This is a genomic window from Clostridium sp. AF19-22AC (assembly GCF_003479085.1).
GTDB lineage: Bacteria > Bacillota > Clostridia > Lachnospirales > Lachnospiraceae > Faecalicatena_A > Faecalicatena_A orotica.
In genome coordinates this window covers 26,290-49,182 of sequence record NZ_QUGN01000025.1, presented here as the reverse complement: position 1 = coordinate 49,182, position 22,893 = coordinate 26,290, and the positions used below count along the sequence as shown (strand labels likewise).

At 45.4% G+C, this 22,893-nt stretch carries 19 protein-coding genes; 2 read left to right on the top strand and 17 right to left on the bottom strand.

The window, feature by feature from the left end; genetic code table 11:
• Positions 1–81: 81 nt before the first annotated feature.
• The 10 genes from DWX43_RS21880 to DWX43_RS21835 all read right to left on the bottom strand — a co-directional run bounded on the left by DWX43_RS21880 (position 82) and on the right by DWX43_RS21835 (position 11,432).
• Positions 82–783 carry a D-lyxose/D-mannose family sugar isomerase gene (locus DWX43_RS21880; RefSeq protein WP_118621864.1) on the bottom strand — a complete coding sequence of 234 codons (702 nt, stop codon included), beginning with the start codon at positions 781–783 and terminating at the stop codon, positions 82–84.
• Positions 784–805: 22 nt separating this feature from the next.
• Positions 806–1,123: an L-rhamnose mutarotase gene (locus DWX43_RS21875; protein WP_118621863.1), complete on the bottom strand. Its 318-nt coding sequence runs from the start codon at positions 1,121–1,123 to the stop codon at positions 806–808.
• 25 nt (positions 1,124–1,148) lie between these two features.
• Positions 1,149–2,267 carry a sugar ABC transporter substrate-binding protein gene (locus tag DWX43_RS21870; RefSeq protein WP_118621862.1) on the bottom strand — a complete coding sequence of 373 codons (1,119 nt, stop codon included), beginning with the start codon at positions 2,265–2,267 and terminating at the stop codon, positions 1,149–1,151.
• 132 nt (positions 2,268–2,399) lie between these two features.
• Positions 2,400–3,905, bottom strand: coding sequence for a sugar ABC transporter ATP-binding protein (locus DWX43_RS21865; protein WP_118621861.1), 1,506 nt, complete (start codon positions 3,903–3,905; stop codon positions 2,400–2,402).
• Between the two features lie 19 nt (positions 3,906–3,924).
• Positions 3,925–4,875 carry an ABC transporter permease gene (locus tag DWX43_RS21860; RefSeq protein WP_118621860.1) on the bottom strand — a complete coding sequence of 317 codons (951 nt, stop codon included), beginning with the start codon at positions 4,873–4,875 and terminating at the stop codon, positions 3,925–3,927.
• Between the two features lie 2 nt (positions 4,876–4,877).
• Positions 4,878–5,861 carry an ABC transporter permease gene (locus tag DWX43_RS21855; protein WP_118621859.1) on the bottom strand — a complete coding sequence of 328 codons (984 nt, stop codon included), beginning with the start codon at positions 5,859–5,861 and terminating at the stop codon, positions 4,878–4,880.
• Between the two features lie 34 nt (positions 5,862–5,895).
• Positions 5,896–8,133, bottom strand: a complete 2,238-nt coding sequence (locus DWX43_RS21850) for an extracellular solute-binding protein (protein ID WP_109732817.1) — start codon at positions 8,131–8,133, stop codon at positions 5,896–5,898.
• 12 nt (positions 8,134–8,145) lie between these two features.
• Complete coding sequence (locus tag DWX43_RS21845; protein WP_118621858.1) at positions 8,146–9,024, bottom strand: sugar phosphate isomerase/epimerase family protein; 879 nt, start codon at positions 9,022–9,024, stop codon at positions 8,146–8,148.
• 304 nt (positions 9,025–9,328) lie between these two features.
• A complete protein-coding gene (locus DWX43_RS21840; RefSeq protein ID WP_118621857.1) occupies positions 9,329–10,690 on the bottom strand; it encodes a HAMP domain-containing sensor histidine kinase in 1,362 nt (453 codons plus the stop codon).
• On the bottom strand, positions 10,683–11,432 hold the full coding sequence (locus DWX43_RS21835) for a response regulator transcription factor (protein WP_118621856.1): 750 nt from the start codon (positions 11,430–11,432) through the stop codon (positions 10,683–10,685). Before DWX43_RS21835 ends, DWX43_RS21840 begins: the two co-directional genes overlap by 8 nt.
• Positions 11,433–11,610: 178 nt before the next feature.
• Between DWX43_RS21835 and DWX43_RS21830 the strand changes: the two genes are divergently transcribed.
• Both DWX43_RS21830 and DWX43_RS21825 read left to right on the top strand, forming a co-directional pair.
• Positions 11,611–14,235, top strand: coding sequence for a YfhO family protein (locus tag DWX43_RS21830; RefSeq protein WP_118621855.1), 2,625 nt, complete (start codon positions 11,611–11,613; stop codon positions 14,233–14,235).
• A gap of 3 nt (positions 14,236–14,238) precedes the next feature.
• The gene (locus DWX43_RS21825; RefSeq protein ID WP_118621854.1) at positions 14,239–15,171 is read left to right on the top strand and encodes a glycosyltransferase family 2 protein; all 933 of its coding nucleotides are present in this window, start codon (positions 14,239–14,241) and stop codon (positions 15,169–15,171) included.
• A gap of 60 nt (positions 15,172–15,231) precedes the next feature.
• On the opposite strand, the gene metG is transcribed toward DWX43_RS21825, so the two are convergent.
• The 7 genes from metG to DWX43_RS21795 form a co-directional block, all read right to left on the bottom strand.
• Complete coding sequence (metG, locus tag DWX43_RS21820) at positions 15,232–17,133, bottom strand: methionine--tRNA ligase (RefSeq protein WP_118621853.1); 1,902 nt, start codon at positions 17,131–17,133, stop codon at positions 15,232–15,234.
• 348 nt (positions 17,134–17,481) lie between these two features.
• A complete protein-coding gene (locus tag DWX43_RS27090) occupies positions 17,482–17,628 on the bottom strand; it encodes a hypothetical protein (RefSeq protein WP_182440789.1) in 147 nt (48 codons plus the stop codon).
• Positions 17,629–18,016: 388 nt separating this feature from the next.
• The gene (locus tag DWX43_RS21815; RefSeq protein ID WP_330405408.1) at positions 18,017–18,529 is read right to left on the bottom strand and encodes a transcription repressor NadR; all 513 of its coding nucleotides are present in this window, start codon (positions 18,527–18,529) and stop codon (positions 18,017–18,019) included.
• A gap of 47 nt (positions 18,530–18,576) precedes the next feature.
• A complete protein-coding gene (nadC, locus tag DWX43_RS21810; RefSeq protein ID WP_118621852.1) occupies positions 18,577–19,428 on the bottom strand; it encodes a carboxylating nicotinate-nucleotide diphosphorylase in 852 nt (283 codons plus the stop codon).
• 18 nt (positions 19,429–19,446) lie between these two features.
• On the bottom strand, positions 19,447–20,625 hold the full coding sequence (locus DWX43_RS21805; RefSeq protein ID WP_118621851.1) for an L-aspartate oxidase: 1,179 nt from the start codon (positions 20,623–20,625) through the stop codon (positions 19,447–19,449).
• A gap of 22 nt (positions 20,626–20,647) precedes the next feature.
• A complete protein-coding gene (nadA, locus tag DWX43_RS21800; protein ID WP_118621850.1) occupies positions 20,648–21,553 on the bottom strand; it encodes a quinolinate synthase NadA in 906 nt (301 codons plus the stop codon).
• A gap of 344 nt (positions 21,554–21,897) precedes the next feature.
• Positions 21,898–22,479 carry a cupin domain-containing protein gene (locus DWX43_RS21795; protein ID WP_109732807.1) on the bottom strand — a complete coding sequence of 194 codons (582 nt, stop codon included), beginning with the start codon at positions 22,477–22,479 and terminating at the stop codon, positions 21,898–21,900.
• Positions 22,480–22,893 lie beyond the last annotated feature (414 nt).

Below are 22,893 nucleotides of genomic sequence, written 5' to 3'. Positions count from 1 at the left end.
TTTGTGTATTTCCAAAAAGTGTAAACACAATTCTGAAAACGGACCGCAAAAGGGTCTGACCCCTTTGCGGTCCGTCTGCGATTACTTCAGGTTTTCTATTCTGTCATATTCATTGCACAGTGGATGCAGTACAGTTTCGTCCTCTTCTATCTCGGAGAAGCGTTTCTGCTCTTCTGCAAATACATTATCCAGATTATCATCATTTATCTTTGATACTTCCCCCGCTACCAGATTCCCGGCGTGCTGTTTTGCACCGAATCTGTGGTACAGCCCCGGGGTCAGGGTGATGCTGTTTCCCGGAGTGATCTCCAGGATTTCCCCGGCCTTCACTGTGTAGAGAATTCCGTCCATATAGACTTCCACATTTTCTGTGTTATAATCTATTTTGCCGTCTTTTGTGGAGTTGTAGAGTTCTATCTCCATGATTCCGTTGCCCCGGTTGATGATGTCTTCTGTTTTGTTATTGTGGTAATGAAACGGTATAACTTGTTTTTCATCATCGTCAAATACGATTACCTTTTCACAATATGGGACACCAGCCTTTGGATTATACAGGTTGCCGTTTCTTATTGTAAATAATACGGCTCCGGTATGTTTGAAATCTCCGCTGCCGAAGTCAGTGACGTCCCAGCCCAGCATGACCTCTCTGATATTGTCTGCCTTACTTATATTCTCCAACCATTCTTTTTCTCCCCATTCTGCAAAATACGGGAGTTTAAAATGGATCGCATCCAGTGCTTCTTTTGCCGTTTTTATTGCCTGATTGATCTCTGATCTTTTCACTTACTTATGTCTCCTTTTATGCCTATTCCTGGTAAAAAATCTCATCCATTGTGCTCCAGAGTCCGTCTGTTTCCGCCGGATCCGCGGGTTCCTGGCACTTGTCGGTTTCTTTTAACCATTCTGCGGTTAGTTCATCCAGCTTTTTCATATCATCTTCATATGCATTTCCAACATATTCAAAATAAGAAAACAGGATTTCTCCTTTTACGTAAATTGAGAAGTTTCTGATTCCGCAAATATGGATCGCTTCTGTGACCTCGGGCCAGGGATCGGCGTGCAGCCGGATGTACCGCTCTTTCATTTGTGGTTTTAATTTTACAATTCTGCCAACACGTTTCATAACGTTTCCTTCCTGTCTGCTTTGCTTATTTGGCAGGAGCTTCAAACTTGTCTGCCCATGTTTTTGCGATTTCCATCGTTGCTTCTTTCTGAGTCTCTTCTACCTTGTCTACATTCTCTGAAGTAATATAGAAGGAGCCTGAATCAATCAGAAATTCTTCGCTGTCTTTGTATGTCCAGCCGTCTGTCAGCATTTTCAGGGTTACTGTTGCCAGATAAGCCTGTCCCCACGGGTTCTGTGACATGGTCCCGTCCAGTGCGCCGCTTTTGATTCCATCGAGGACGGCTTCGTCAGTGTCGCATCCGATGGCATGAATCTCACTGTATTTATCTTCGGAAAGTATACTTGCCAGCGCTACGGAAGGGTAATAGCATGTACTGATAAACCCATTGATCTGGTCGCCTTTAGCAGCCAGAATGTTTTCTACTGCTGTCACAGATGCTTCAGACTCATCGATGTCACCGATAATCTGCACAAGATTGACGTCAGGATACTCTGCACAAGCGTCCTCTATGGCTTTCATCCTGGACTGGGTATTTGTATCTGTTACCGCACCACACAGGCCGACAACTCCGCCTTTCCCGCCCATTGCCTCGATCAGGTTTATGGTTCCGTCATAAGATGCCTGATAAACATCCGTTGCTAATGTAAGCGTTGCTTCTGAAGGGGTGTCCGGTGAACCTCCCACACATACGACTGGCACACCCGAACCAACCATCTTGGAAATCTGCTCATTTCCGGCGACCGGGTCAGAGGTCATCATGTAGATGCCCTTCAGTCCTTTCGCAATCAGTCCGTCGAGGATGGTATTCTGGTCATTCTGAACCCAGTCTTTGGGGGCGTCGAACTGTGTGGAAGGAATCCCCAGTTCTTCAGCCGCCTCATCTGCGGCCCCCTGCATCGGGTCACTATAGGAATTGATGGCTCCGAATACACCTCCGAAGGCGTAGTCCTTATCCGTTTTCCCGTCTGCCGGTCCGTAATCAACGACATCCTTCCAGACGCTTTCACCATAAGCCGCTGATGGTTCCTTTGAATCTGAACTACTGCCGTCTGTATCCGCATTTTTACCGCCTGAACACCCTGTTACCAATGTTGCTGCCATTGCGATGCTTAATAATATACTGATGATTCTCTTTTTCATATCTTTTCTCCTTTACTTTGACATTGAACTTCATACCCGCCGGTGTGGCCTGCTGTATCTTCGGGTACACCGGGTTCCTCTATGCAAAATGGTGGAATACGGCCGTTTCTTCCTCCATCTCTGCCTGAATCACTATAATAAAATACTTCCCATTACTTTAGTGCTCATTGTTCCGTAATCTTTACTGTTCTCAAGTTCACCTTTGATTTCATTATCTTTAAACACAACAATCCGGTCTGCAAGTCCCACCAGTTCCCCCATGTCTGAGGAGATCACGATGACGGAAATCCCCTGACCGGAAAGCCCGTAAATCAGTTTATGGATCTCACCCTTTGTGTTGACATCAATACCCACGGTGGGCTCATCTATGATCATGATTTCGGGATTTACACACAGCCCCTTCGCAATACATATCTTCTGCTGGTTTCCCCCGCTCAGGCTTGCCGTTTCTACAAAGATGTCTTTCGCCTTGATGCTGAGAGATTTTTTGTATTTTTCTGTTATATCATTCTGTTTTTTATAAGAAATGAATCCGGCTTTGCTGCATATCATTTTCAGGGCAATGATCCCGATATTATCGGTTATGCTGTGCTGCAGAAAGAGTCCTTCTTCTTTCCGGTTCTCGGAAATATAGCATATTTTATGCTTCCGGAAAGCTTCCTCATAACTGCTGATCCTGACAGGCTGTCCATTCACCTTCAATGTCCCGTTTCTGACAGGGTCGATACCTATGATCTCCCGTGCATATTCCGTTCTGCCTGCACCTACCAGTCCATACCATCCTAAGATTTCGCCCTTCTTCAGAGAAAATGATTTTGGTATAGGGTTCTTTTTACTGCTGATCCCTTCTGCCTCCAGTACGACGGGGGCATCCTTGAAGTCTCTCACCGCATAAGTCTCTATAACATGCCTGCGCCCAACCATCAGTTCAATCAGTTTATCCTTATCCAGTGTATCCGCCGGAAGCGTCTGCCCTACATTTTTGCCGTCCCGGATGACAGTAATACTGTCAGCTATTTCAAAGATTTCCTCCAGCTTATGGCTGATATAGATGATAGAGACGCCTTCCTCCCTCAGCTGCTTCACCGTTTTCAGAAGAATCTCCGCCTCTGTCAGTGAAATAGATGCGGTCGGCTCGTCTAAAAGCAGGACTTTGGAGTCCATACACATTGCCCTGGCGATTTCTAACATCTGTTTTTTCCCTGAGGTAAGTTCCTCGATCCCCTGTTCCGGGTCCAGTTCCAGACCAACGCGCTGCATCGCTTCCCGGGCCTTTTTATGCATGGCAGCTTTATCAACGAATTTCGTTTTCCCGGTTGATACATCCATAAAACATATGTTTTCAGCAATATTGAAGGTATCGATCAGATTTCTTTCCTGATGCACTACGCCGATACCAAGTTCAAATGCCCGGCCCGGATTCACAATGTGTTCTGCCTTCCCGTCTACTTTAACCTGCCCCTTTGTAGGCTCAAATACACCGGATATAATATTGATCAGGGTCGATTTTCCTGCACCGTTTTCTCCAACCAGCGCATGGATTTCCCCCTTTTTTATTTTGAACGATACATCATCCAACGCCTTTACACCCGGAAAAATCTTGGTGATGTTTTCTAATTCTAATATGTATTCAGACATGTGTCTCACCTTATCCTTCCTACTTCCTCACTGCACGCACCCGGTCGAGGGCCATAATCACGATAATCACCACGCCATTGATCAGTTCGGTCCAGTAAACATCTACGCTCAGGTGGACCAGGGCATTTTCTATGATTGTCAGTACCAGGGCTCCTAGAATAACTCCGAATACGACTACTTTTCCTCCTGCCTGTCTCGTTCCGCCAATCAGCGGTGCGGCGAAGGATTTCAGCATCCAGTCGGAACCGATATCGGGCTGTGCCGTTCCTACCCTCATGACGACAAGCATTCCTGCCACTGCTGCAATCACGCTCGCAAGAATGTTCACAAGCAGAATCGTGCGGAATCTTGATATCCCGTATAGTTCGGCCGCCTTCGGATTCGCGCCAAATGCAAGAATCTGCCTTCCCGGGCTTGTATACCGGAACATGATATATACAAGAGTCAAAATGACCAGCATAATCACCACCGACGTCGGAACCGCACCCAGCTTTGTGTTTCCAATTGCAATGAAGGCGCGCGGAATCTTGCTGACACCATGTCCTGTCGTAATCATATAAATAATTCCCGTAAATACGGAGTTTGTAGCAAGTGTTGTCAAAAAGCTTGCCACACCGACTCCACCGTTTCGGAAAATCAGAAGCCCGTTGATTACGCCGCAGACGGCTCCTGTCAGCAGCCCGGACAGGATGGCCAGCGCCACCGGCACCCCGGCATTCTGCATGAGAAGGCCGCTGAAAATCGCTGACATGGCTCCGGTTGCCCCGATAGATACGTTCATTCCCCCGCTTGCAATACTGATCATCTGGGAGGTTCCAACAAGAGCTGTAACTGCCAGTACCTTTAACAGTGCACTAATGTTATCCGCCGACAAATAATTTCGTTTTATCACACACATTCCAAGAATCATACAAAGGATAATGATGGATACACTAAATGCGTTTGATTTCCTGATTTTTTTGAAATCCATAACTACCCCTCCCTCTCAACAGCATTTTTCGCCTGATTTGTCATCATCTTCTTCCGCATACGGTCTACTTCGTATGCCAGCAGGAGAATGATACCGACAGCCGCATTTGTGGCGTAGGAACTTACACCCCACAGAACGATCGCATTATTGATCAGCACCATCAGGAAACCTCCGAGAAAGGTTCCTATAACATTTACCTTTCCACCTGAAAGCAGGGTGCCTCCCAGTACGGGTACAACAAAGGAAGTCAGCATCCAGTCATCCCCGATAGAAAGCTGTACGCTTCCAAATCTGGACACCTGGAGGATGGCTGCTATTGCACAGAGCACTCCACTTACACAATGCCCGGCAATCACCGTTTTATCATAGTTTACACCTGAATAAACCGCCGCCACTCCGTTGGCCCCACATGCCAGAAGTTTCTTTCCAAGCCTGCGGTACCGTATAAGAATGTACATAACAACACTGACTAAGATGGCTATAAAAATAGTAGCCGGAAATAAGTTGGCAATTTTCATGTTTCCGAATTCCTTAAATCCCACACTCAGCTGGGAAAACGGCTGCCCGCTTGTGATGACCAGCGCCAGTCCCTTATAAAGACTCAAAAGTGCCAGTGAAATGATGAATGGATTGATCCCGGACTTTGTTACCATGACCCCCTGCAGAAATCCCTGGAGCAGCCCCGCCCCGCATGCCAGTATGATACATATTGAAGCGGGCAGGCCGGCTTCCTGCATCGCAATTCCGAAAACCACACTCGACAGAACTCCGATTGAACCGACTGCAAGGTTCATCTGCCCCAGTGATAAAACAACCATTTGTGCCAGCCCCACGATGACAAAAATGGGAACTGACTGAAATACCGAATACATGTTATAGGAAGATAAGAATCCCTCGCTCGTTGCCGCCAAAATTGCAAAAATCACAATGATTGGCAGTATAACGCTGGACAAATCTGCCTGTAACAGCTGTTTTACTTTTTTCATATCTGACTCCTCTTCCTTTACTCCCGCAAGCAGCTTACTGCGCGGTCTCTGACTTTCCCGAAATCAGTTGACTGATTTCATCTCGTATTTTTCCGAGTGCCTTTTGCGGCGATTCCTTTTTCAGAACTGCTTTTTTAATCCCTCCGGATATCGCATCATCAATCAGTTCTGTGTTGATGATCCGCTTTTCACGGTCCATGATTTCCTCCCGCAGGCGGCCCAGTTCCACTTTTTCATTTACCATGTTCAGCCAGGGATAGCTCAGTTTCAGCGTATCGTCCTGAAACACGGTCGTTGTCGGAACACACCCGCACAGACGCATGTTTAGAATTGCGGTCTTATCGTTCAGGTTCCATTTTATGAACTCATAGCACTCTTTTATATTCTCTGAAAACTTGTTGATTCCCAGGGCCCAGCCTCCCAGCATTGGCCTGTGTCCGGGCACCGGAACCGCTTCTATGTATTTTTCATATGTATTACCCTCGACGGAATATTTCCCTGGCTGGTAATGTGACGCGAATCCCTGCGCCATTGGAATTTCCCCTCTGAGAAGCATTTCAAAAATCTCATCCCAGAAGTAGCCTTCCGTGCCCTCAGGGATATGCTCGAATGTAGCTGTCAGATTCTCCAGTGCTTTCACATTCTCCTCACTATCTATCACTACCTTGCCCCAACGGTCCGTTATCTGTCCGTGGAAGGCCCATTGCCGGGGGAGAAATTCATTGATCAGTCCGATCGGCTCCAGTGCACTCGCTGCGGTTCCATATCGGAACGGGGATCTCGGATTGACGCTTCTGTCGAAGAATTCCGCTATTGTGTTAAAGTTTGACCATGTGCCCGGAGGAGACAATTCGTAACCATACATATTCATAAACTGCGATTTTACATCCGGGTTGGTAAAAATATCTTTCCGGTACAGCAGGACCTGAGTTGTCGCTATGATCGGGAATATATGCACTCCTCTGTCGAACCTGTAAAATGCCTTTACGATTGTTTTTGGATAGCGCCTGAGCAGATTGTCTTCCTTAACCTCCTTAGACAGGTCAGCAAAAACGTTTTTCGAGAGCACACTGCCCATCCAGGGAAGGTCAAACATATAGATATCGTATTCCCGGGACTGTGCTGCAAACTCCTTTTTCAACTGTTCTCTGAGCTTTGTATATCCCAGTTCGTGGAACTCTACTTCTGTCCCGCACTGTTTTCTATAACTGGCAGCCAGCTTTTTCAGGGCATTTGATGCATCACACTTATAGGCCAGAATCCGGATTTTTTTTCTGGATTTCTCATTCCCGCTAACCTCGGATATACTGTAATTTTTCTTTGATTTGATATAAATAGTATTTCGTTCCGGAAGGTTTCTGTGCGACAGCAGTTCGTTCATCTTCTCCCCTGCCTGTTTCCCCATAAGGATTGCATTTCTGCCGTATTGAACCATATTTTTCTGGATATCCGTCATGTACCATTTTTCTCCCGCAAGGGCATGGATACAGATATCAGCCTTTAGAATGTTGCATACTTCCACACATATTTTTGCAAATTCAACGGAAGACGCTATGACGTGTGCCGGCTTCGGATCAAAGTACATAAGGCAGCGGTAAATGTGGTCGAAAACAGCTTCCCTGTTAATTTCCTTGATTACCTCAATGTCACCTTTGCCTGATTCACGCGCCGCCAGATACCCCTCCGCACAGTCCTTTTCATTGGAAAATTCCTGTTTGCCAAGCAGAACCTTGATATTGACATCTGGATTCTCCTGGAGCAGTCCGGCTGTTATGTCATAGACCAGATCTTTATTCTCAAAAAGTACGTTGCTGAAACTTCCCTGTCCGACTTTTCTCTCAACAAATACGAAGGAGACACCTTTTTTCTCTATTTTCTTGTATTTTTTTATGTTTGCGGCATCATTGGATACCATAATGATTCCGACTGCACCGATATTGACCAGCTGGTCCAGAAACTGATTTTCCAGAACAATATTATTCTGTGTTAGTTTCAGTACGGTTATGAAATCCTTCATGTCCAGATATTCGGTGAGTCCTTTATAAATATCGTTGTAGGGCTCATCTAAATTCGGAAAAAGAATTCCGATAATCTTCCTTTTCATCCCTTTGAGATTCTGCGCCATGTAATTCGGCCTGTAATCCAGACTCTCCATAGCCTGCTTAATCAGTTGTACTTTCTCTTCCTTCACATTTTCCTTCCCATTCAGGAAGTTTGAAACTGTACCGACTGAAACCCCTGCAATCCGCGCAACATCCTTGATTGTCGACATCACTCTGACCCCTTACGGCTGCATTTTTTCACGGAACATTTTTACTGAGACTGCAGCCAGCCTTTCCATTTCATCTGTCTGGGCGCCTTTACTGATATCCCGCCAGACCTTGATATCACGTCCAACCTCGCCTCCCATTTTTATGAATGGCTCCATTACAATGGCGCCTTCATAATGAATGGACTTCAATGCACCTGTAATCTCATCCCACGGCATCCTTCCGTCTGGCTTAGGCGGTCTCCGGTTCGGTTCTCCTACGTGGAAATGTGCAAGACTGCCGCCCGCCAGCTGAATTGCCTTTTCGAAGCTGTCTTCTTCAATATTCATGTGGTATGTATCCAGCAAAAGCTTACAATTCGGGCTTCCGACACGGGAAATATACTCCATCGCTTCCTCTGCCGTATTTACAAGTGAGGATTCATAACGGTTAACCACTTCCACTGCAAATGTTATTCCTTTCTCTTCTGCGGACTTCATGATTTCCTGCACAGATTCGATTGAATATTTCCATTCCCTGCTTTTGTCAATAACACCGTATGAGTAGGTCTGGTTCCATGCTCCGATGTCTACACCAGAATACATCGTACTGCCCATTTCCTGCATAATATCGAATGTGTCCAGTGTAAATTGGATTCCAGCTTTTCGGATCTCTTTATCCGCAGAAGCAAGATCATACTCCTTCCCCAGCCCCACGGAGAAAGTCAGGTCAATCCCTTTCTCCTCTGCATGGTCACGGATCGCTCTTCGCTGTTCTTTCGATAACTTCATCAAAGGCGCCGGTGCAACTTCCAGAATATCAAAGCCGATCCTTTTCACCTGATCAATCTGGCGGATAAAATCCGTATCCCAGTCCGTATTGAAATACCCAAAATGTATGCCTATTTTATTCATCTAAATCCTCCTGTCTGACAATTTGTTTTCAAGTCATCCTGATGCAATAAACTTATTAAATTCCGGAATTAGTATATGAAAATGATAACGGAAGAATATAGAGAATACAATACTTCCGAAATGCAAATTCATTGAAACGTTTCAATATACGATTCAAAAATTAATAGGATTTTTTATATATTTTTAACTATACACTTGATATTTACAGATATTCTATAGGTAAATAATCCCATAGACTTAGAGATGAATTGATAAACGATTCTGAAAACGGACCGCAAAAGGGTCTGACCCCTTTGCGGTCCGTTTACAGCATTGGAAATGTGATCTGTACGTTATATACCCCGGCCTGATTTATGACGTATAATGTCCCGCCATGCAGTCCAACCATTTTTTCGACGCTTTTGAGTCCGATCCTGTTGCTGTCTATTTCGTCTTTTTCTGTTTTTACAGTATTGATTAATGTAACCTTGATTTGTTGCTTTTCTGTCTGGAAGGTTAGCTTTACCGGATATTTCTTATCTCCGTACTTGAGGATGTTAGAGAATAAGTTGTTGAAGATTCTTTTGAACATAGTCTCGTCTCCGAGTATCCTGCCTGTACATTCTTCCAGCACAGCCTCTGCCTGAAATCCGGCCAGCTGCAGGAAGTCCAGGTTCTCCCTGAGGACTGTGCGGACGGATGCAGCGCTTACTTCTGTCATGTTGACATCCTCGGACTCCTCGAATACGAGGGCATATTCGAACATTTTGTCTGTCATTTCCTTGATGTCACTCGTCTTCTGAAGGCACCGGTCGAGATATTCCTCTTCTGTTTCAGGGGGGATTCTTTTTAACTTTAATACCTCGAGATAGCCGTTCAGGATTGTAAGGGGTGTCCTTAAGTCATGCGATATGGCAGTGATCAGGTCCTGGTTGGCTTTCCGGCTTTCTTCCTCCTGCTGAATGTTCTCTTTTAGGGCAACCCTTAAATTATCCAGCTCGCCGGATAGTATTCCGATCTCGTCTTCTCCGCAGTCCGGGATCTTATGTTCCAGCTCGCCGGAGGCCATCAGCAGGATTTCGTCCTTCAGGTTCAGGATTGCTTTCATTCTCCGGTTAATAAATATGAGTGTCAGTGACAGGAATACAGCAACACTGAGCAGCACACTGATTAGTAAATAAGGATAGATCATGTTTAGGGCATGGTAGGAGTAAATGTATACATTATATTCTCCGTTATGGAATTCCATCGGGATAAACTCGTATTCTTCAATTTTTCCTGTTGTGACTCTGTATCCTAAATCCATCAGACTTCCAAATACAGCCTCATCCATGATTTCCGGGTACCTGCCTGTCCGGTACAGGCCGTCACCATCGGCTTCGTAGATATACACCCCGGTATATTCATCCTTTGCATCAAAAAACGGGGCAATCTTTGCTGCCCCTTCTTTATCTTTTTCACTCTCCGGCACATCATAATACTTTGCCGTTTCCTTCAGCGTCTCGATGAGCCCCTGCTTGTCCCACGACAGCGCCGGATACCTGCATAAAAAATCCCATGCGTTCCCGACGTTTTTCCATAAAAATGAAAATAACAGAAGGCTGATTACAGCCGATGTCAGCATAAGGAGGGATAGTTTAGTTCTGATTTTTAATTTACGGATGCGGGCAGACATTCTTTTAATCACACCGATACCCCTTTCCCCATATAGTCTTTATCATGACCGGATTTTTCGGATCTTTTTCTATCTTCTTTCTGAGATTGCGGATATGGACCATAATCGTATTATTTGCCCCATAATAGTACTCCTCCTCCCAGACTGCCTCATAGAGCCGTTCTGCGGAAAATATCTGCCTGCGGTTTTTCACAAGCAAATGCAGCATGGCATATTCTGTATCAGTGAGTTCGATCTGATGCCCTCCGGTAAAAACAGTCTCCGCAGACTCATCTATTTCTAAATGATGAAAGTGTATGATGTGGCTGTCAGAACCGTGCGATGCCATTCCCTTTATGTTATCCTGCGGCTTTAAAGTCTCTGATGCGGCATCCTTGCCTTTGTAGATCTGGTACCTCCGTATGAGCGCTTTGGAACGGCTGACCAGTTCATTGTAGGAAAACGGCTTTACAAGATAATCATCTCCCCCGCTTGAAAATCCGAGTGTCTTGTCGCCTTCCTGCCCCTTTGCGCTCAGAAACAGGATCGGTGCATTGCTTTGCTTGCGGATTTCCAGACATGTCTGATAGCCATTCATTCCCGGCATCATAATGTCCAGAATAATCAGGTCAAATGCCTGTCCCACGAGGGCCTGAAGCGCCTCCATACCATTTTTCGCCTGTTCGATCGAAAATCCTTCTCCCTGAAGCAGAATCTGAATAATTTCACGGATTTCAGGATTATCATCAACGACTAATATACTCACCGGTTCCATTTCTATGCTCCCCCTTACGTCGGATTTCTTAATAACAGTACTTCTAAATAAGTACCATTATACATGAATTTTGAAAAAATACATTCCATCTTAAGAATTCTTCAGATTCAGTTTGGGCAATCTTTAAGAAATAGCGGGTATATTAAATACTGTTGAATTTATTTGGAAGGAGAGCGTTATGACCCGAAAAAAATATTTCTTCCCCGTGCTTTTAACCGGGCTCTTCATTTTGTTCATATTGACAGTGGTGCCAAAAGATACTTTTTATGGCTCCTATACGGACTGGCTGAGCCAGCATGTCCGGCTGGCCGAGACGATACGTGATACCTGCATTGAGCAGAAAACGCTTGTCCCTGCCTTTCTGCCGCTGGGCTCCGGAAGCAACGGATACCAGTTTTCCTATTATGGATATCTGCGCCCGGATATCGTCATCGGGTGCCTGCTGCCATCAGTGCCGATGGTGTATCTCCTAATCGGCTATATGCTGGCAGGATATTTATGCTCTGTCCTGCTGTTTTATTATTTCCTGAAGTCAGAAGACGGAATCGACAGCCTATCTGCCTTTGCCGGAAGCCTGCTTTTTATGACGGCGGCATGTTTTTTCCATACACACCGGCAGGTCATGTTTGTCAATTATATGCCCTTCCTGATTCTGGCACTAATAGCCGTTAAAAAAAGACGGTTCCGGTTTCTGCCGTTGATTTTATTTTTTATTTATGTAAATAGTTTTTATTACTCGATTGCATGCCTTGCAGTAATTGGGTGGTACTGGCTTAGGCAGGAAGGCCTCACTTTCTGGAAAAAAGGATTTCCCTGCTTTCTGAAATCAGTTTTTCTTTCCATCGGGATGGCTGCCATACTCCTGATTCCGACCGGGCTGGTCATACTGGAACACCGCCGGGCGTCCGCAAGTTTAAGCCTGCCGGAAATATTCGGCGTGTCACTGAATCTTCAGTCCATCCTTTACAGTCCATACGGGATGGGGCTGACCGCTGTCTGCCTTTATGCACTGATTCTCGGCGTTACAAGTAAAAAATACCGGACTGACAGTATTTTTCTTTTGATTATATCCACCTGGTTCTTTGCATCATGGGTGCTTAACGGTACATTGTATGCGCGCGCGAAGATTCTAATTCCTTTTGTTCCTCTTATTTTACTGCAGTGTACGAAAATCCTCAGTCTGCTGCGTCAGGGGGACATCGGCCCGAACCCCGCATCGGCCCCGGAAGATACCGGACAGGAACACCTTCACTGGAAACTCTGGCCCTGTCTCATCATTGCGGCCTTCTTACCGGCGTGGATGTATTCCGGTAATTTCAAATGGATTGTCGCTGACATAGGAATTCTGGTCTTTGTTGCAATCTGGCAGAAAATACGATGCAGCCAAAAGACAGATCAGCTTCGTTTTCTGGTATCACACCTTCTCCTCTGCATCATGCCGTGTGTGCTGTTTTTGCAGACTATGCAGACAGAAGATTTCGTAGACAAAAACGATGTATTTGAACAGGAAATAACTGCTTCAGATACGGATACCCCCGTGATGGACCCGCTCTACCGCTATGACAGCCTTGCAGATGTACTGGCTTCCTGTAATCTTACCTCGGATACCACGGTGCAGAAAAGCGGAATGTACTCTTCCATCACCAATAAGGATTATTCGAACCTCTACTATGATACCTTTCACTCCGCAGTACAGATCAACAACAGGCTCGCCGTTCTGCCGTCAGCCAATCCTTTTTTGCTGAATTTCCTCGGGGTGCGCTATCTGCAGACAACAGAGGATAATATCCCCTGTGGTTACCAGATTGTATCCCAATCAAAAAAAGGCCGAATCGTATTCGCAGAAAACAAAAACGTACTGCCGATTGCCTATGTGACCAGCTCCTGCATCACTGATTCCCAGTTTCTAAGGCTGAACCAATACGACCGTCTGGATGCGATTACACGTTATACCGTTGTTCCTGACAGTGAGGAAACCGTCGTTTCCGACAATGAGGACACGGCCATTTCTGATGGTGAGGCCACAGCCGTTTCTGACGGTGAGGTCACAGCCGTTTCTGATTATGCGAAAGGAATGAAGGAATATGCACCGGCTTTTAAAGACCTGGTTCTTCCCGACACAATCCGTGTCACCAAAACCAACGGCGGATACCTGTTGGACGTAAAGAAAGAAACTTCGGTCACAATGGCACTGGAACATACCTTAAAAGATAAAATACTGCTGCTCGATTTCGACGTTATAAATCATGGAAAGAATGCCGTAGTCATCGATATTAACAGCATGAGAAATAAACTTTCCGGCGCTTATGCACCTTATCCGAATGAAAACGACACCTTCCATTATCAGCTGTCCGATTCAAAAGGGAAAGGGCTTAAAAACATTAAGTTCCAGTTTTCGAAGGGAAAATATTTTATAAGAAATATCACCTGGCATCTTTATGATGAGCAGCTGCTCGGGGAAAAACAGTATACCCCTGTGGAGAATCACGATACAGAAGGCAGCGAAATCTTATCCTGCACTGCAGATGCCGCAGCGGACGGATATTTTGTAACCTCAATTCCACTTCAAAAAGGAATGGAAATTACAGTTGATGGGAAAAATGTACCTATATTAAAAATAAATCAGGCGTTTGCCGGAGTAAAGCTGGAAAAGGGGACACATGATATCCGGATCCTATTCCACGCTCCCGGTCAGAAGGCCGGATATGTGATTAGCATTCTTTGCTTCCTGATTTATCTAATATCGGCCGTAATTACCGGATGGAAAAATTTACAGGCAAAAAACATGCAACGGAGGGATTAATTTATGGACAGAATCAGTATCATTGTCCCCTGCTACAACGAAGAACAGGTGCTCCTTCTCTTTTATGAGGAGACAGAAAAAGCGGTACGGGAAATCGAAACAGCAGAGTGCGAATTCATTTTTATAGATGACGGCAGCCGGGACCACACGCCTGAGATACTGGAGAGCCTTGTCTATAAGGACAAGCGCTGCAAGTACCTTTCCTTTTCCAGAAATTTTGGCAAAGAGGCCGCCATGTATGCGGGATTACAGCATGCCTGCGGTGAGTACTGCGTTTTCATGGATGCAGACCTCCAGCATCCCCCTTCCTTGCTCAAGGAAATGTACGATGTCCTCAAAAACGAAGGCTACGACTGCTGTGCCGGATTCCGCGAAGACCGAGAGGGCGAAGGAAAAGTCCGGAATTTTCTTTCGCGGAACTTCTATAAAGTAATCAACCGGCTGTGCGACCTCAATATGAGCGACGGCGCGGGCGACTTTAGAATGATGAACCGGGCGATGGCCGATTCGATTCTCGAATTTAAGGAATATAACCGGTATATGAAAGGAATCTTCTCCTTTATCGGATTTGACACCAAATGGATCCCGTTCCACAATGTCGAACGGGCCGCCGGAGACAGTAAATGGAACCTGAAAAGCCTGTTTAAATACGCACTGGACGGGATATACTCCTTCTCAACCGCCCCGGTCAGACTGGCCGGGAGCACGGGAATCCTCCTGCTCATCCTCGGAATCATCCTCGGAATCACCGCCGCAGTCCGCACAATATTTTTCGGATACGCCCTGAACGGGGTCATGCTGATCATACTGCTGATCCTCATCCTGAATGGAATACAGCTGCTGTTCATATCCGTACTCGGACAGTATATATCAAAAGATTACATGGAGACAAAAAAACGGCCACTTTACATCGTAAAAAAAGAAAAAGGCTTTTAATTGGGGACGTAGCCTTCCTTAGAAATACTACGTCCCCCGTTATTTTTTTCACATATGTTTTTAACGAATTTCCGCTCCTGATGGCATGTTTTTCTCAGGTGTCATTAATGCCAAGTTTCCCTCTGCATCTTCTGCACAAAGCAGCATTCCCTCTGACAATACCCCCGCAAGTTTGGCTGGTTTTAAGTTAACAAGTACCATGACTTTTTTGCCAACCATTTCTTCTGGAGAGTAATAGTTCTTAATTCCGGAAACGATTTGTTTTACCTGACTTCCGATTTTCACTTGGGAGCAAAGTAGTTTTTTGGATTTTTTTACTGCTTCACAGGCAATAATTTCGCCTACCTGAAACTGCATTGCACCGAACTCTTCAAATGTGATTTCCGGCTTTGTCTCGATGTCGATCACATTCTCATCCTCTGCATTTTCTGAAGTTTCCTCTGCCTGAGGGTGTAGTTCCTCGACTTTTTTCATTACTTCTTCCAGGTCCAGCCTCTGGAAGAGAATTTCCGGCTTGTCTGTTACATGGCCGTTATTGAGCTGAGCCAGAATTTTCTTGCTTGTGGATGGCATGAAGGATTCCAGAAGGACTGCACCTGCGGAAATGCTCTGGATCAGATTCCAGAGTACGGTCTCCAGCCTGTCTTTTTTGTCTTCGTCTTTTGCAAGTACCCACGGCATTGTTTCGTCAATATATTTGTTGCAGCGTTTGAACAGATTGAATATTTCTGTGATCGCATCTGCAACCCGGAGGTCATCCATTTTGTCTTTAACGGTCTTTGGTGTGTTCTCAACTACAGCCTTTAAGTCTGCGTCGACTTCTTCTGCTGCGCCTTTATCGGATACGACACCGCCGAAGTATTTATTTGTCATGGAAACAGTACGGTTTACCAGATTTCCGAGCGTATTTGCAAGGTCTGAGTTCAGACGCTCTACCATCAGCTCCCAGGAAATGACACCGTCATTTTCGAACGGCATTTCGTGGAGAACAAAGTAGCGCACGGCGTCAACACCAAAGAAATCAACCAGTTCATCGGCATAGAGCACATTTCCTTTGGACTTGCTCATCTTGCCATCACCCTGCAGCAGCCACGGATGCCCGAAAATCTGCTTTGGCAGAGGAAGGTCCAGAGCCATCAGGAAAATCGGCCAGTAAATCGTGTGGAAACGGATGATATCTTTTCCGATCAAATGCAGGTCCGCCGGCCAGTCCTTCTTAAACTGGTCCGTACACTCACCGTCACAGTCATATCCGATGCCCGTGATGTAGTTGGTAAGGGCGTCTAGCCACACATAGACAACATGCTTCGGATCAAAATCCACAGGAATTCCCCATTTAAAGGAAGTTCTGGACACACACAGATCCTGAAGTCCCGGAAGCAGGAAGTTATTCATCATCTCATTTTTACGTGATACCGGCTGAATAAATTCCGGATGTGTATTGATATGTTCGATCAGGCGGTCTGCATATTTGCTCATCTTAAAGAAGTAAGCCTCCTCTTTCGCAGGCTGAACCTCACGGCCACAGTCAGGACATTTCCCATCCACTAACTGAGACTCTGTAAAGAAAGACTCACACGGAGTACAGTACATGCCCTCATAATGCCCCTTGTAAATATCACCCTTGTCATATAACTTCTTGAAAATCTTCTGAACCTGTTTCTCATGATAATCGTCAGTCGTACGGATAAACTTATCATAAGAAGTATCCATCAGGTCCCAGATTCTCTTAATATCGCCGGCAACGCCATCAACAAATTCCTTTGGTGTAATTCCGGCCTCTTCTGCCTTTAACTCAATCTTCTGACCATGCTCATCTGTGCCAGTCTGAAAAAACACATCAAATCCCTGGCTTCGCTTGTATCTTGCAATTGCATCCGCAAGAACAATTTCGTATGTGTTTCCGATGTGCGGCTTGCCTGACGTATAGGCAATCGCGGTTGTAATATAATACTTGTCCATCCTAAAACCCTCCTTGGGGACGTAATCTTTTTAAGGTTTACTACGTCCCTAATTAACTTTTGTGGTGTACCAAAACGCTGAGAGCCCTGTACCTTTTTGAAGTTTTGTAAAATAGAGTTTCGCTTGCGAAACTCGCGCCTGCGGCGGTCGCATCGCGACATCTACCTTATACGCCGCAGTGCGCATCCCCCGGAGGGCTTTTTATTTCATAGGAGTACTTTCCTATGAAATAAAAAAACCGTCTTCTTTTGTTAAGAAGACGGAGTTATCCGTGTTACCACTTCTACTTTGCTCTCTCCTCACGGACAGAACCTCAGCAAGTGCCGTATGCATCTGTTAGATATGCCGTCAGCACTTCCTCGCTATAAAGGGCGAACCCATCGCAGCCTTGCACAGGACAAATAACCGGCCCTTCCGTTCATGATGGCCATGCATTCTTTCGTACTGTCCTCTGTTCGGTGCGCCGCTCGGAAGCCATGTTCGCCTGTGCTTCATTCATCCCTCTCAGCTAGGAACCCTGACCGGGTTTATGTGGGATTTCTCTGTAGAATGTCCTTCAGGTTACTCTCTTCGTCACTGCGTTTTCCAAGTGAATATTCTATTTGGTCTGTTAAAAAGCGTATCACAGCAAAATCGGAATGTCAAGGCAGTTCTTATGAAAGTCAGCAGGAAATCTGGCTGAATACCTGACTGGCCCCCCTGTCGTACGGAACCAAATCAATAGTTCAGTAAGTGTTAATGATTCCTTTACAAACTCTTAATTTCGACATCACAATTTTATCACAAATAAAGGTTATCTTATAATCATACAAAGCATAAATGCTTTTTAAAATATATTTTCTTTTCATTCCTTTCTCCGCCGGAGCCAGATGCCCCGGCTTTTTTAATTCTGAATCAGAAATCCTTTCCTGATGAGCATTTCCTCAATCAAATCCAGTGTTTCTTCATTTTCTGCCTCTACTTTATGGTAGTGATAGTTGGACGTGATGTTCTTAAGCGGACTTGATTTCCCGCTTTTGATATCTTCCATGAACTCCATCACCTTCCGTCTGGAGTTGATATTTAAAACTGCCTCCATGTGTCCGTACACCCTGTGGTTGATCATAACATTCACGATCCTGCCGCCGAGGTCTACGATGGAACATAGTTCGTTTTCCAGTTCGTCATCCGTGTGCTGAACTTTGAATGTCCTGCTGGCGATATTCGGTGCGTTGAGTATATAACCGCGATTTGTAGAAATAATATCGTGACCGGATGCGCGGATCAATGCGATATCCTGTACGATAACCTGGCGGCTTACCTCGTAAGCCTGTGCCAGCGCCTTGCCGGAAACCGGTACAGCACTGTTTTTGATACGGCTGATTATATCACTTCTTCGTTCTGGGCCTGTCATCATCTGACGCTGTCACCTCCTGATTTTTTCTGCAAATTGGGTTCCCCTTGTTATACTGCATGCAGGTTCTTCAGTGAAATATCCAGTATTGGGGCTGAATGTGTCAGTGCCCCGCTGGACACGTAATCTACACCGAGAGATGTAATCCGGCTGATATTTTCCTTTGTCACATTCCCAGAGCATTCTGTCTCGGCCCTTCCGCCGATCACGCGGATTGCCTCCTGCATCTCTTCTGTCGTCATGTTGTCAAGCATGATAATGTCCGCGCCTGCTTCTACAGCTTCTTTTACCATATCCAGATTCTCTACTTCCACCTCAATTTTCCGTACAAACGGCGCATATTCTTTTGCCATCTGGACGGCCTTTGTTACGCTTCCTGCCGCACCGATATGATTATCCTTTAAAAGCACTCCGTCAGACAGGTTATATCTATGATTATATCCGCCCCCGACACGTACGGCATATTTTTCAAAAATGCGCATGTTCGGTGTTGTTTTCCTTGTATCCAGAAGCTTTGTTTTGCTTCCTTCCAGAAGTGCTGCAACAGAATGTGTATATGTAGCAATCCCGCTCATCCTCTGGAGATAATTCAGCGCAACTCTCTCCCCGGATAAAAGGACGCGGATATCTCCTGTCACTTTTCCCATCAGCTGTCCGTTTTTAACCTCATCACCATCCTGACAATTGAATTCCACTTCCACCTGTTCATCCAGAAGTTCAAAAACTCTTTTAAATACGTCGAGTCCCGCAATGATTCCATCCTGCTTGCAGATCAGTTCGACTTCGCCTTTCACGGCCTCTTTCATAACCGAATTTGTTGTAACATCCTCGCTTGATATATCTTCTTTCAAGGCTTCTAAGATTAAGTTGTCTGCCTGAAGCGTCATTGTAATCTTATTCATTTCTAATATCTCCTTTTTTTACATTTTATCAGGAAAACGTTCTGGTACATGATACTCTTCCCTGATTTTCGATGCCGCGCGTTTTGCAAATACAAGACTCTCGAGCAGTGAATTGCTTGCCAGCCGGTTGGCGCCATGTACTCCGTTGCAGCTTGTCTCTCCCACCGCAAATAATTTTTCCATCGAGGTCCTGCTGTCTGAATCCACCCAGATTCCTCCCATGAAATAATGCTGCGCCGGTACCACCGGGATGCATTCTTTTGTCACGTCAAATCCTTCTTCCAGACAATGCTGGTAAATATTCGGAAAATGAGACATGATAGTCTCTGTATCAATGTTTTCCATTGAGAGCCAGACATAGTCTGTCCCGTCCTTCTCCATCTGCTCATGGATGGCCTGAGTCACTACATCCCTCGGAAGAAGCTCGTCCACAAAACGTTTTTTGTCCTTGTTGTACAGCACGGCACCTTCGCCGCGGACTGACTCAGAGATCAGGAAACGCCTCCCGGGTTTCTTTGAGTAGAGCGTTGTCGGATGAATCTGTACATAATCGAGATGCTCCAGCCTGATCCCGTGGTTTTTCGAGATATCCAGCGCATCACCCGTCAGATGCGGAAAATTCGTGGAATGCCTGTACCTTCCCCCGATCCCGCCGCTCGCCAGAATTGTAAAGTCTGCGCGGATCTCTCCCTTATCGGTGATGACCCCTGCGCATTTTTCGTTTTCTTCTATAATATCTGTCATAGTCGTGTATTCCAGAATCGTAACATTCTCAAGCTTCTTTACCTGTGCCAGAAGCTTGCTTGTAATCTCTCTTCCGGTAATATCTTTGTGGTACAGTATTCTCGGCCTAGAGTGGGCCCCCTCGCGGGTATAGGCAAATTCCTCACCATTTTTCTCGAACTCAACGCCATAGCCTACCAGGTCATTTATAATATCCGGGGAACTTTTAATCATAATCTCCACAGACTCCCCGCGGTTTTCATTATGCCCCGCATTCATGGTGTCTGCAAAATAACTATCGTAATCTTCTTCGCCCCTCAGGACGCAAATCCCCCCCTGTGCCAGAAATGAATCACTGCTTTCCAGATCTGATTTTGTGATCATGACTATTTTCTTGTCTTTCGGCAGATTCAGTGCAGCAAATAAACCGGCCACACCCGTGCCTACGATTACGATGTCTGTCTTTATTTCCATAACCAGCCTCCCCGAGCTTTTCCTATTTTGCCAGTTCAAGCATCCTCTCCAGAGGTTTTCTGGAATTTTCTCTGCGTGCATCTGACACATGAACTTCATTGTCGCCTGTCTTTAAGACATGACGTATCTTTTCCAATGTGATAGTCTTCATGTCCTGACAGACGGGCTCTGTCTCCGTAAAATAAAACTTCTTTCCGGGGTTGTCCTGTTCGAGCTTATGGCGGACACCGTTTTCCGTACATATTATAAATTCCCCGCAGTCGCTCTTTGCCGCATAATCGATAATCCCGCTTGTACTTCCTATGTAATCAGAGATGTCCAGTATGGCTTTCGGGCACTCCGGATGGGTCAGGACGAGCGCTTCCGGGTGTGCTTCCTTCGCTCTCACAATTTCATCTATTCTCATTCTTTCATGAACAGGACAGTATCCTTCATTGTATACAAAATGCTTCTCCGGTACCTGCTCCGCTACAAAATGTGCCAGATTCCTGTCCGGGATAAAAAATATGTTCTTATTCGGCAGCGCCTTCACGATCTTCACCGCATTTGCCGAAGTGACACAAACGTCAGACAGTTCTTTTAACTCCGCGGTTGAATTAATGTAACACACGACCGCCAGATCATCGTATTCCCTGCGCACCCTTTGAATTGTCTCCTCATCGGCCATATGCGCCATTGCACAATCAGCAGACGCATCCGGCATCAGGACCGTCTTCTCCGGATTCAGGATCTTCGCGCTCTCTCCCATAAACGATACCCCACAGAACACAATCGTCTGCTCCTTCAAACCGACCGCCACTTTACTGAGATAGAAAGAATCCCCTATATAATCGGCGATATCCTGAACCTCCGGATTCACATAATAATGTGCCAGTATAACTGCATTCTTTTCCTTTTTCAATGCATGAATCTCATCAACTATAGACATCTTTTTCACACCTTCCCCCGCCCGCTAAACCGGCGGATTTCACTTGCAGATAAAATCTGCGGTAAATTTTCACTATTATAGCATATAAGTTTACAGGTGACAAGACAGATAACCGCAAAAGGGTCTGACCCCTTTGCGGTCCAGACGTAAAATAGAGTTTCGCTTGCGAAACTCGCGCCTGCGGCGGTCGCTCTGCGACATCTACCACTTACGCAACAGTGCGCATCCCGCCGGGAGGGCTTTTTGTTTCATAGGACGTACTTACCTATGAAACAAAAAAAGGCCCTGCCCTCTGCCTCAGAGCCTGACCTTGTTCCTGCTATTTTTGTACAATATGCACAATTTTACTCTTTTTCTTCGTAAAAAGGGCTTGGAATATTAACAGTTAATAGTTTAACTATCTTGTTGGTACAGTTCATCCAGTTATGGTCTTTATTGGATGAAAACTGTACACAGTCGCCCGGATTTAATGTGTATCTCTGGGAGTCTAAAAGGAGTGTGACCGTACCTTCGAGTACATAGATGAATTCTTCGCCTTTATGGTTATACATCTCAAGCTCTTCTTCATCCAGATTGGCCTGGGGCATGAGCTGGGTGAGTCTTGGCAGCATTGCAAAGGATGACACATCGTGGTTCAGGACAGCCTGAAAAATCTTGGACGCCGTCTGGTTATAGCGCTGTGAAAAGCTGTACATGACAGGTTCATCGTTTTTTTCGGAATAGCTGTCAAAAAAGACACCGAGGTTTACGTTTAAGGCATTTGCTATCACCTCGAGACTGTCCACTGCAATGGACGACAGCCCCCTCTCCAACTGTGACAGAAAGCCTGTGGACAATCCTGTCAGTTCACTTAACTGCTTTAATGTCAGATTTTGTGAGGTGCGGATTGCTTTTATTTTTTCTCCGATCGTATCGGCCTGACTCATATTGATAGTCTCCTTTCTGCATGAAATCTCAGTATTTGGCAGTCCCGAAGGTGAAATCTTATCCGTCCCCGGGACCTGCCGGTTTTTCTATTGTACCATAAATACTAAACTCGTGAAATACCTCGTTAAGTATTTAGGTGTATGTCTTACTAGCCTCGTAAATACCTCGCCAAGTGCGAGCATTATACCATAAATACTAAACTCGTAAAATACCTCGTTAAGTATTTAGGTATATGTCTTACTAGGCTCGTAAATTCATTTACATAAACAAATATTTCACAATAATGATGCTTTTATTGCTTATTTTTCATTTCAAGCAACATTTTAAGTTATTTTTTTCACATTCAAGCGAAAATAATTCACAAAAATGAAATTCACCACTTGTTTTTGTCAGAAAGAATGATAGAATGAAGT

Excerpts from the sequence above, each read along its gene's own strand:
- DWX43_RS21875 (WP_118621863.1), bottom strand. The coding sequence starts at position 1,123 with ATGAAACGTGTTGGCAGAATTGTAAAATTAAAACCACAAATGAAAGAG.
- DWX43_RS21870 (WP_118621862.1), bottom strand. The coding sequence starts at position 2,267 with ATGAAAAAGAGAATCATCAGTATATTATTAAGCATCGCAATGGCAGCA.
- DWX43_RS21865 (WP_118621861.1), bottom strand. The coding sequence starts at position 3,905 with ATGTCTGAATACATATTAGAATTAGAAAACATCACCAAGATTTTTCCG.
- DWX43_RS21860 (WP_118621860.1), bottom strand. The coding sequence starts at position 4,875 with ATGGATTTCAAAAAAATCAGGAAATCAAACGCATTTAGTGTATCCATC.
- DWX43_RS21855 (WP_118621859.1), bottom strand. The coding sequence starts at position 5,861 with ATGAAAAAAGTAAAACAGCTGTTACAGGCAGATTTGTCCAGCGTTATA.
- DWX43_RS21850 (WP_109732817.1), bottom strand. The coding sequence starts at position 8,133 with ATGTCGACAATCAAGGATGTTGCGCGGATTGCAGGGGTTTCAGTCGGT.
- DWX43_RS21845 (WP_118621858.1), bottom strand. The coding sequence starts at position 9,024 with ATGAATAAAATAGGCATACATTTTGGGTATTTCAATACGGACTGGGAT.
- DWX43_RS21835 (WP_118621856.1), bottom strand. The coding sequence starts at position 11,432 with ATGGAACCGGTGAGTATATTAGTCGTTGATGATAATCCTGAAATCCGT.
- DWX43_RS21830 (WP_118621855.1), top strand. The coding sequence starts at position 11,611 with ATGACCCGAAAAAAATATTTCTTCCCCGTGCTTTTAACCGGGCTCTTC.
- DWX43_RS21825 (WP_118621854.1), top strand. The coding sequence starts at position 14,239 with ATGGACAGAATCAGTATCATTGTCCCCTGCTACAACGAAGAACAGGTG.
- metG (WP_118621853.1), bottom strand. The coding sequence starts at position 17,133 with ATGGACAAGTATTATATTACAACCGCGATTGCCTATACGTCAGGCAAG.
- DWX43_RS27090 (WP_182440789.1), bottom strand. The coding sequence starts at position 17,628 with ATGAAGCACAGGCGAACATGGCTTCCGAGCGGCGCACCGAACAGAGGA.
- DWX43_RS21815 (WP_330405408.1), bottom strand. The coding sequence starts at position 18,529 with ATGATGACAGGCCCAGAACGAAGAAGTGATATAATCAGCCGTATCAAA.
- nadC (WP_118621852.1), bottom strand. The coding sequence starts at position 19,428 with ATGAATAAGATTACAATGACGCTTCAGGCAGACAACTTAATCTTAGAA.
- DWX43_RS21805 (WP_118621851.1), bottom strand. The coding sequence starts at position 20,625 with ATGGAAATAAAGACAGACATCGTAATCGTAGGCACGGGTGTGGCCGGT.
- nadA (WP_118621850.1), bottom strand. The coding sequence starts at position 21,553 with ATGTCTATAGTTGATGAGATTCATGCATTGAAAAAGGAAAAGAATGCA.
- DWX43_RS21795 (WP_109732807.1), bottom strand. The coding sequence starts at position 22,479 with ATGAGTCAGGCCGATACGATCGGAGAAAAAATAAAAGCAATCCGCACC.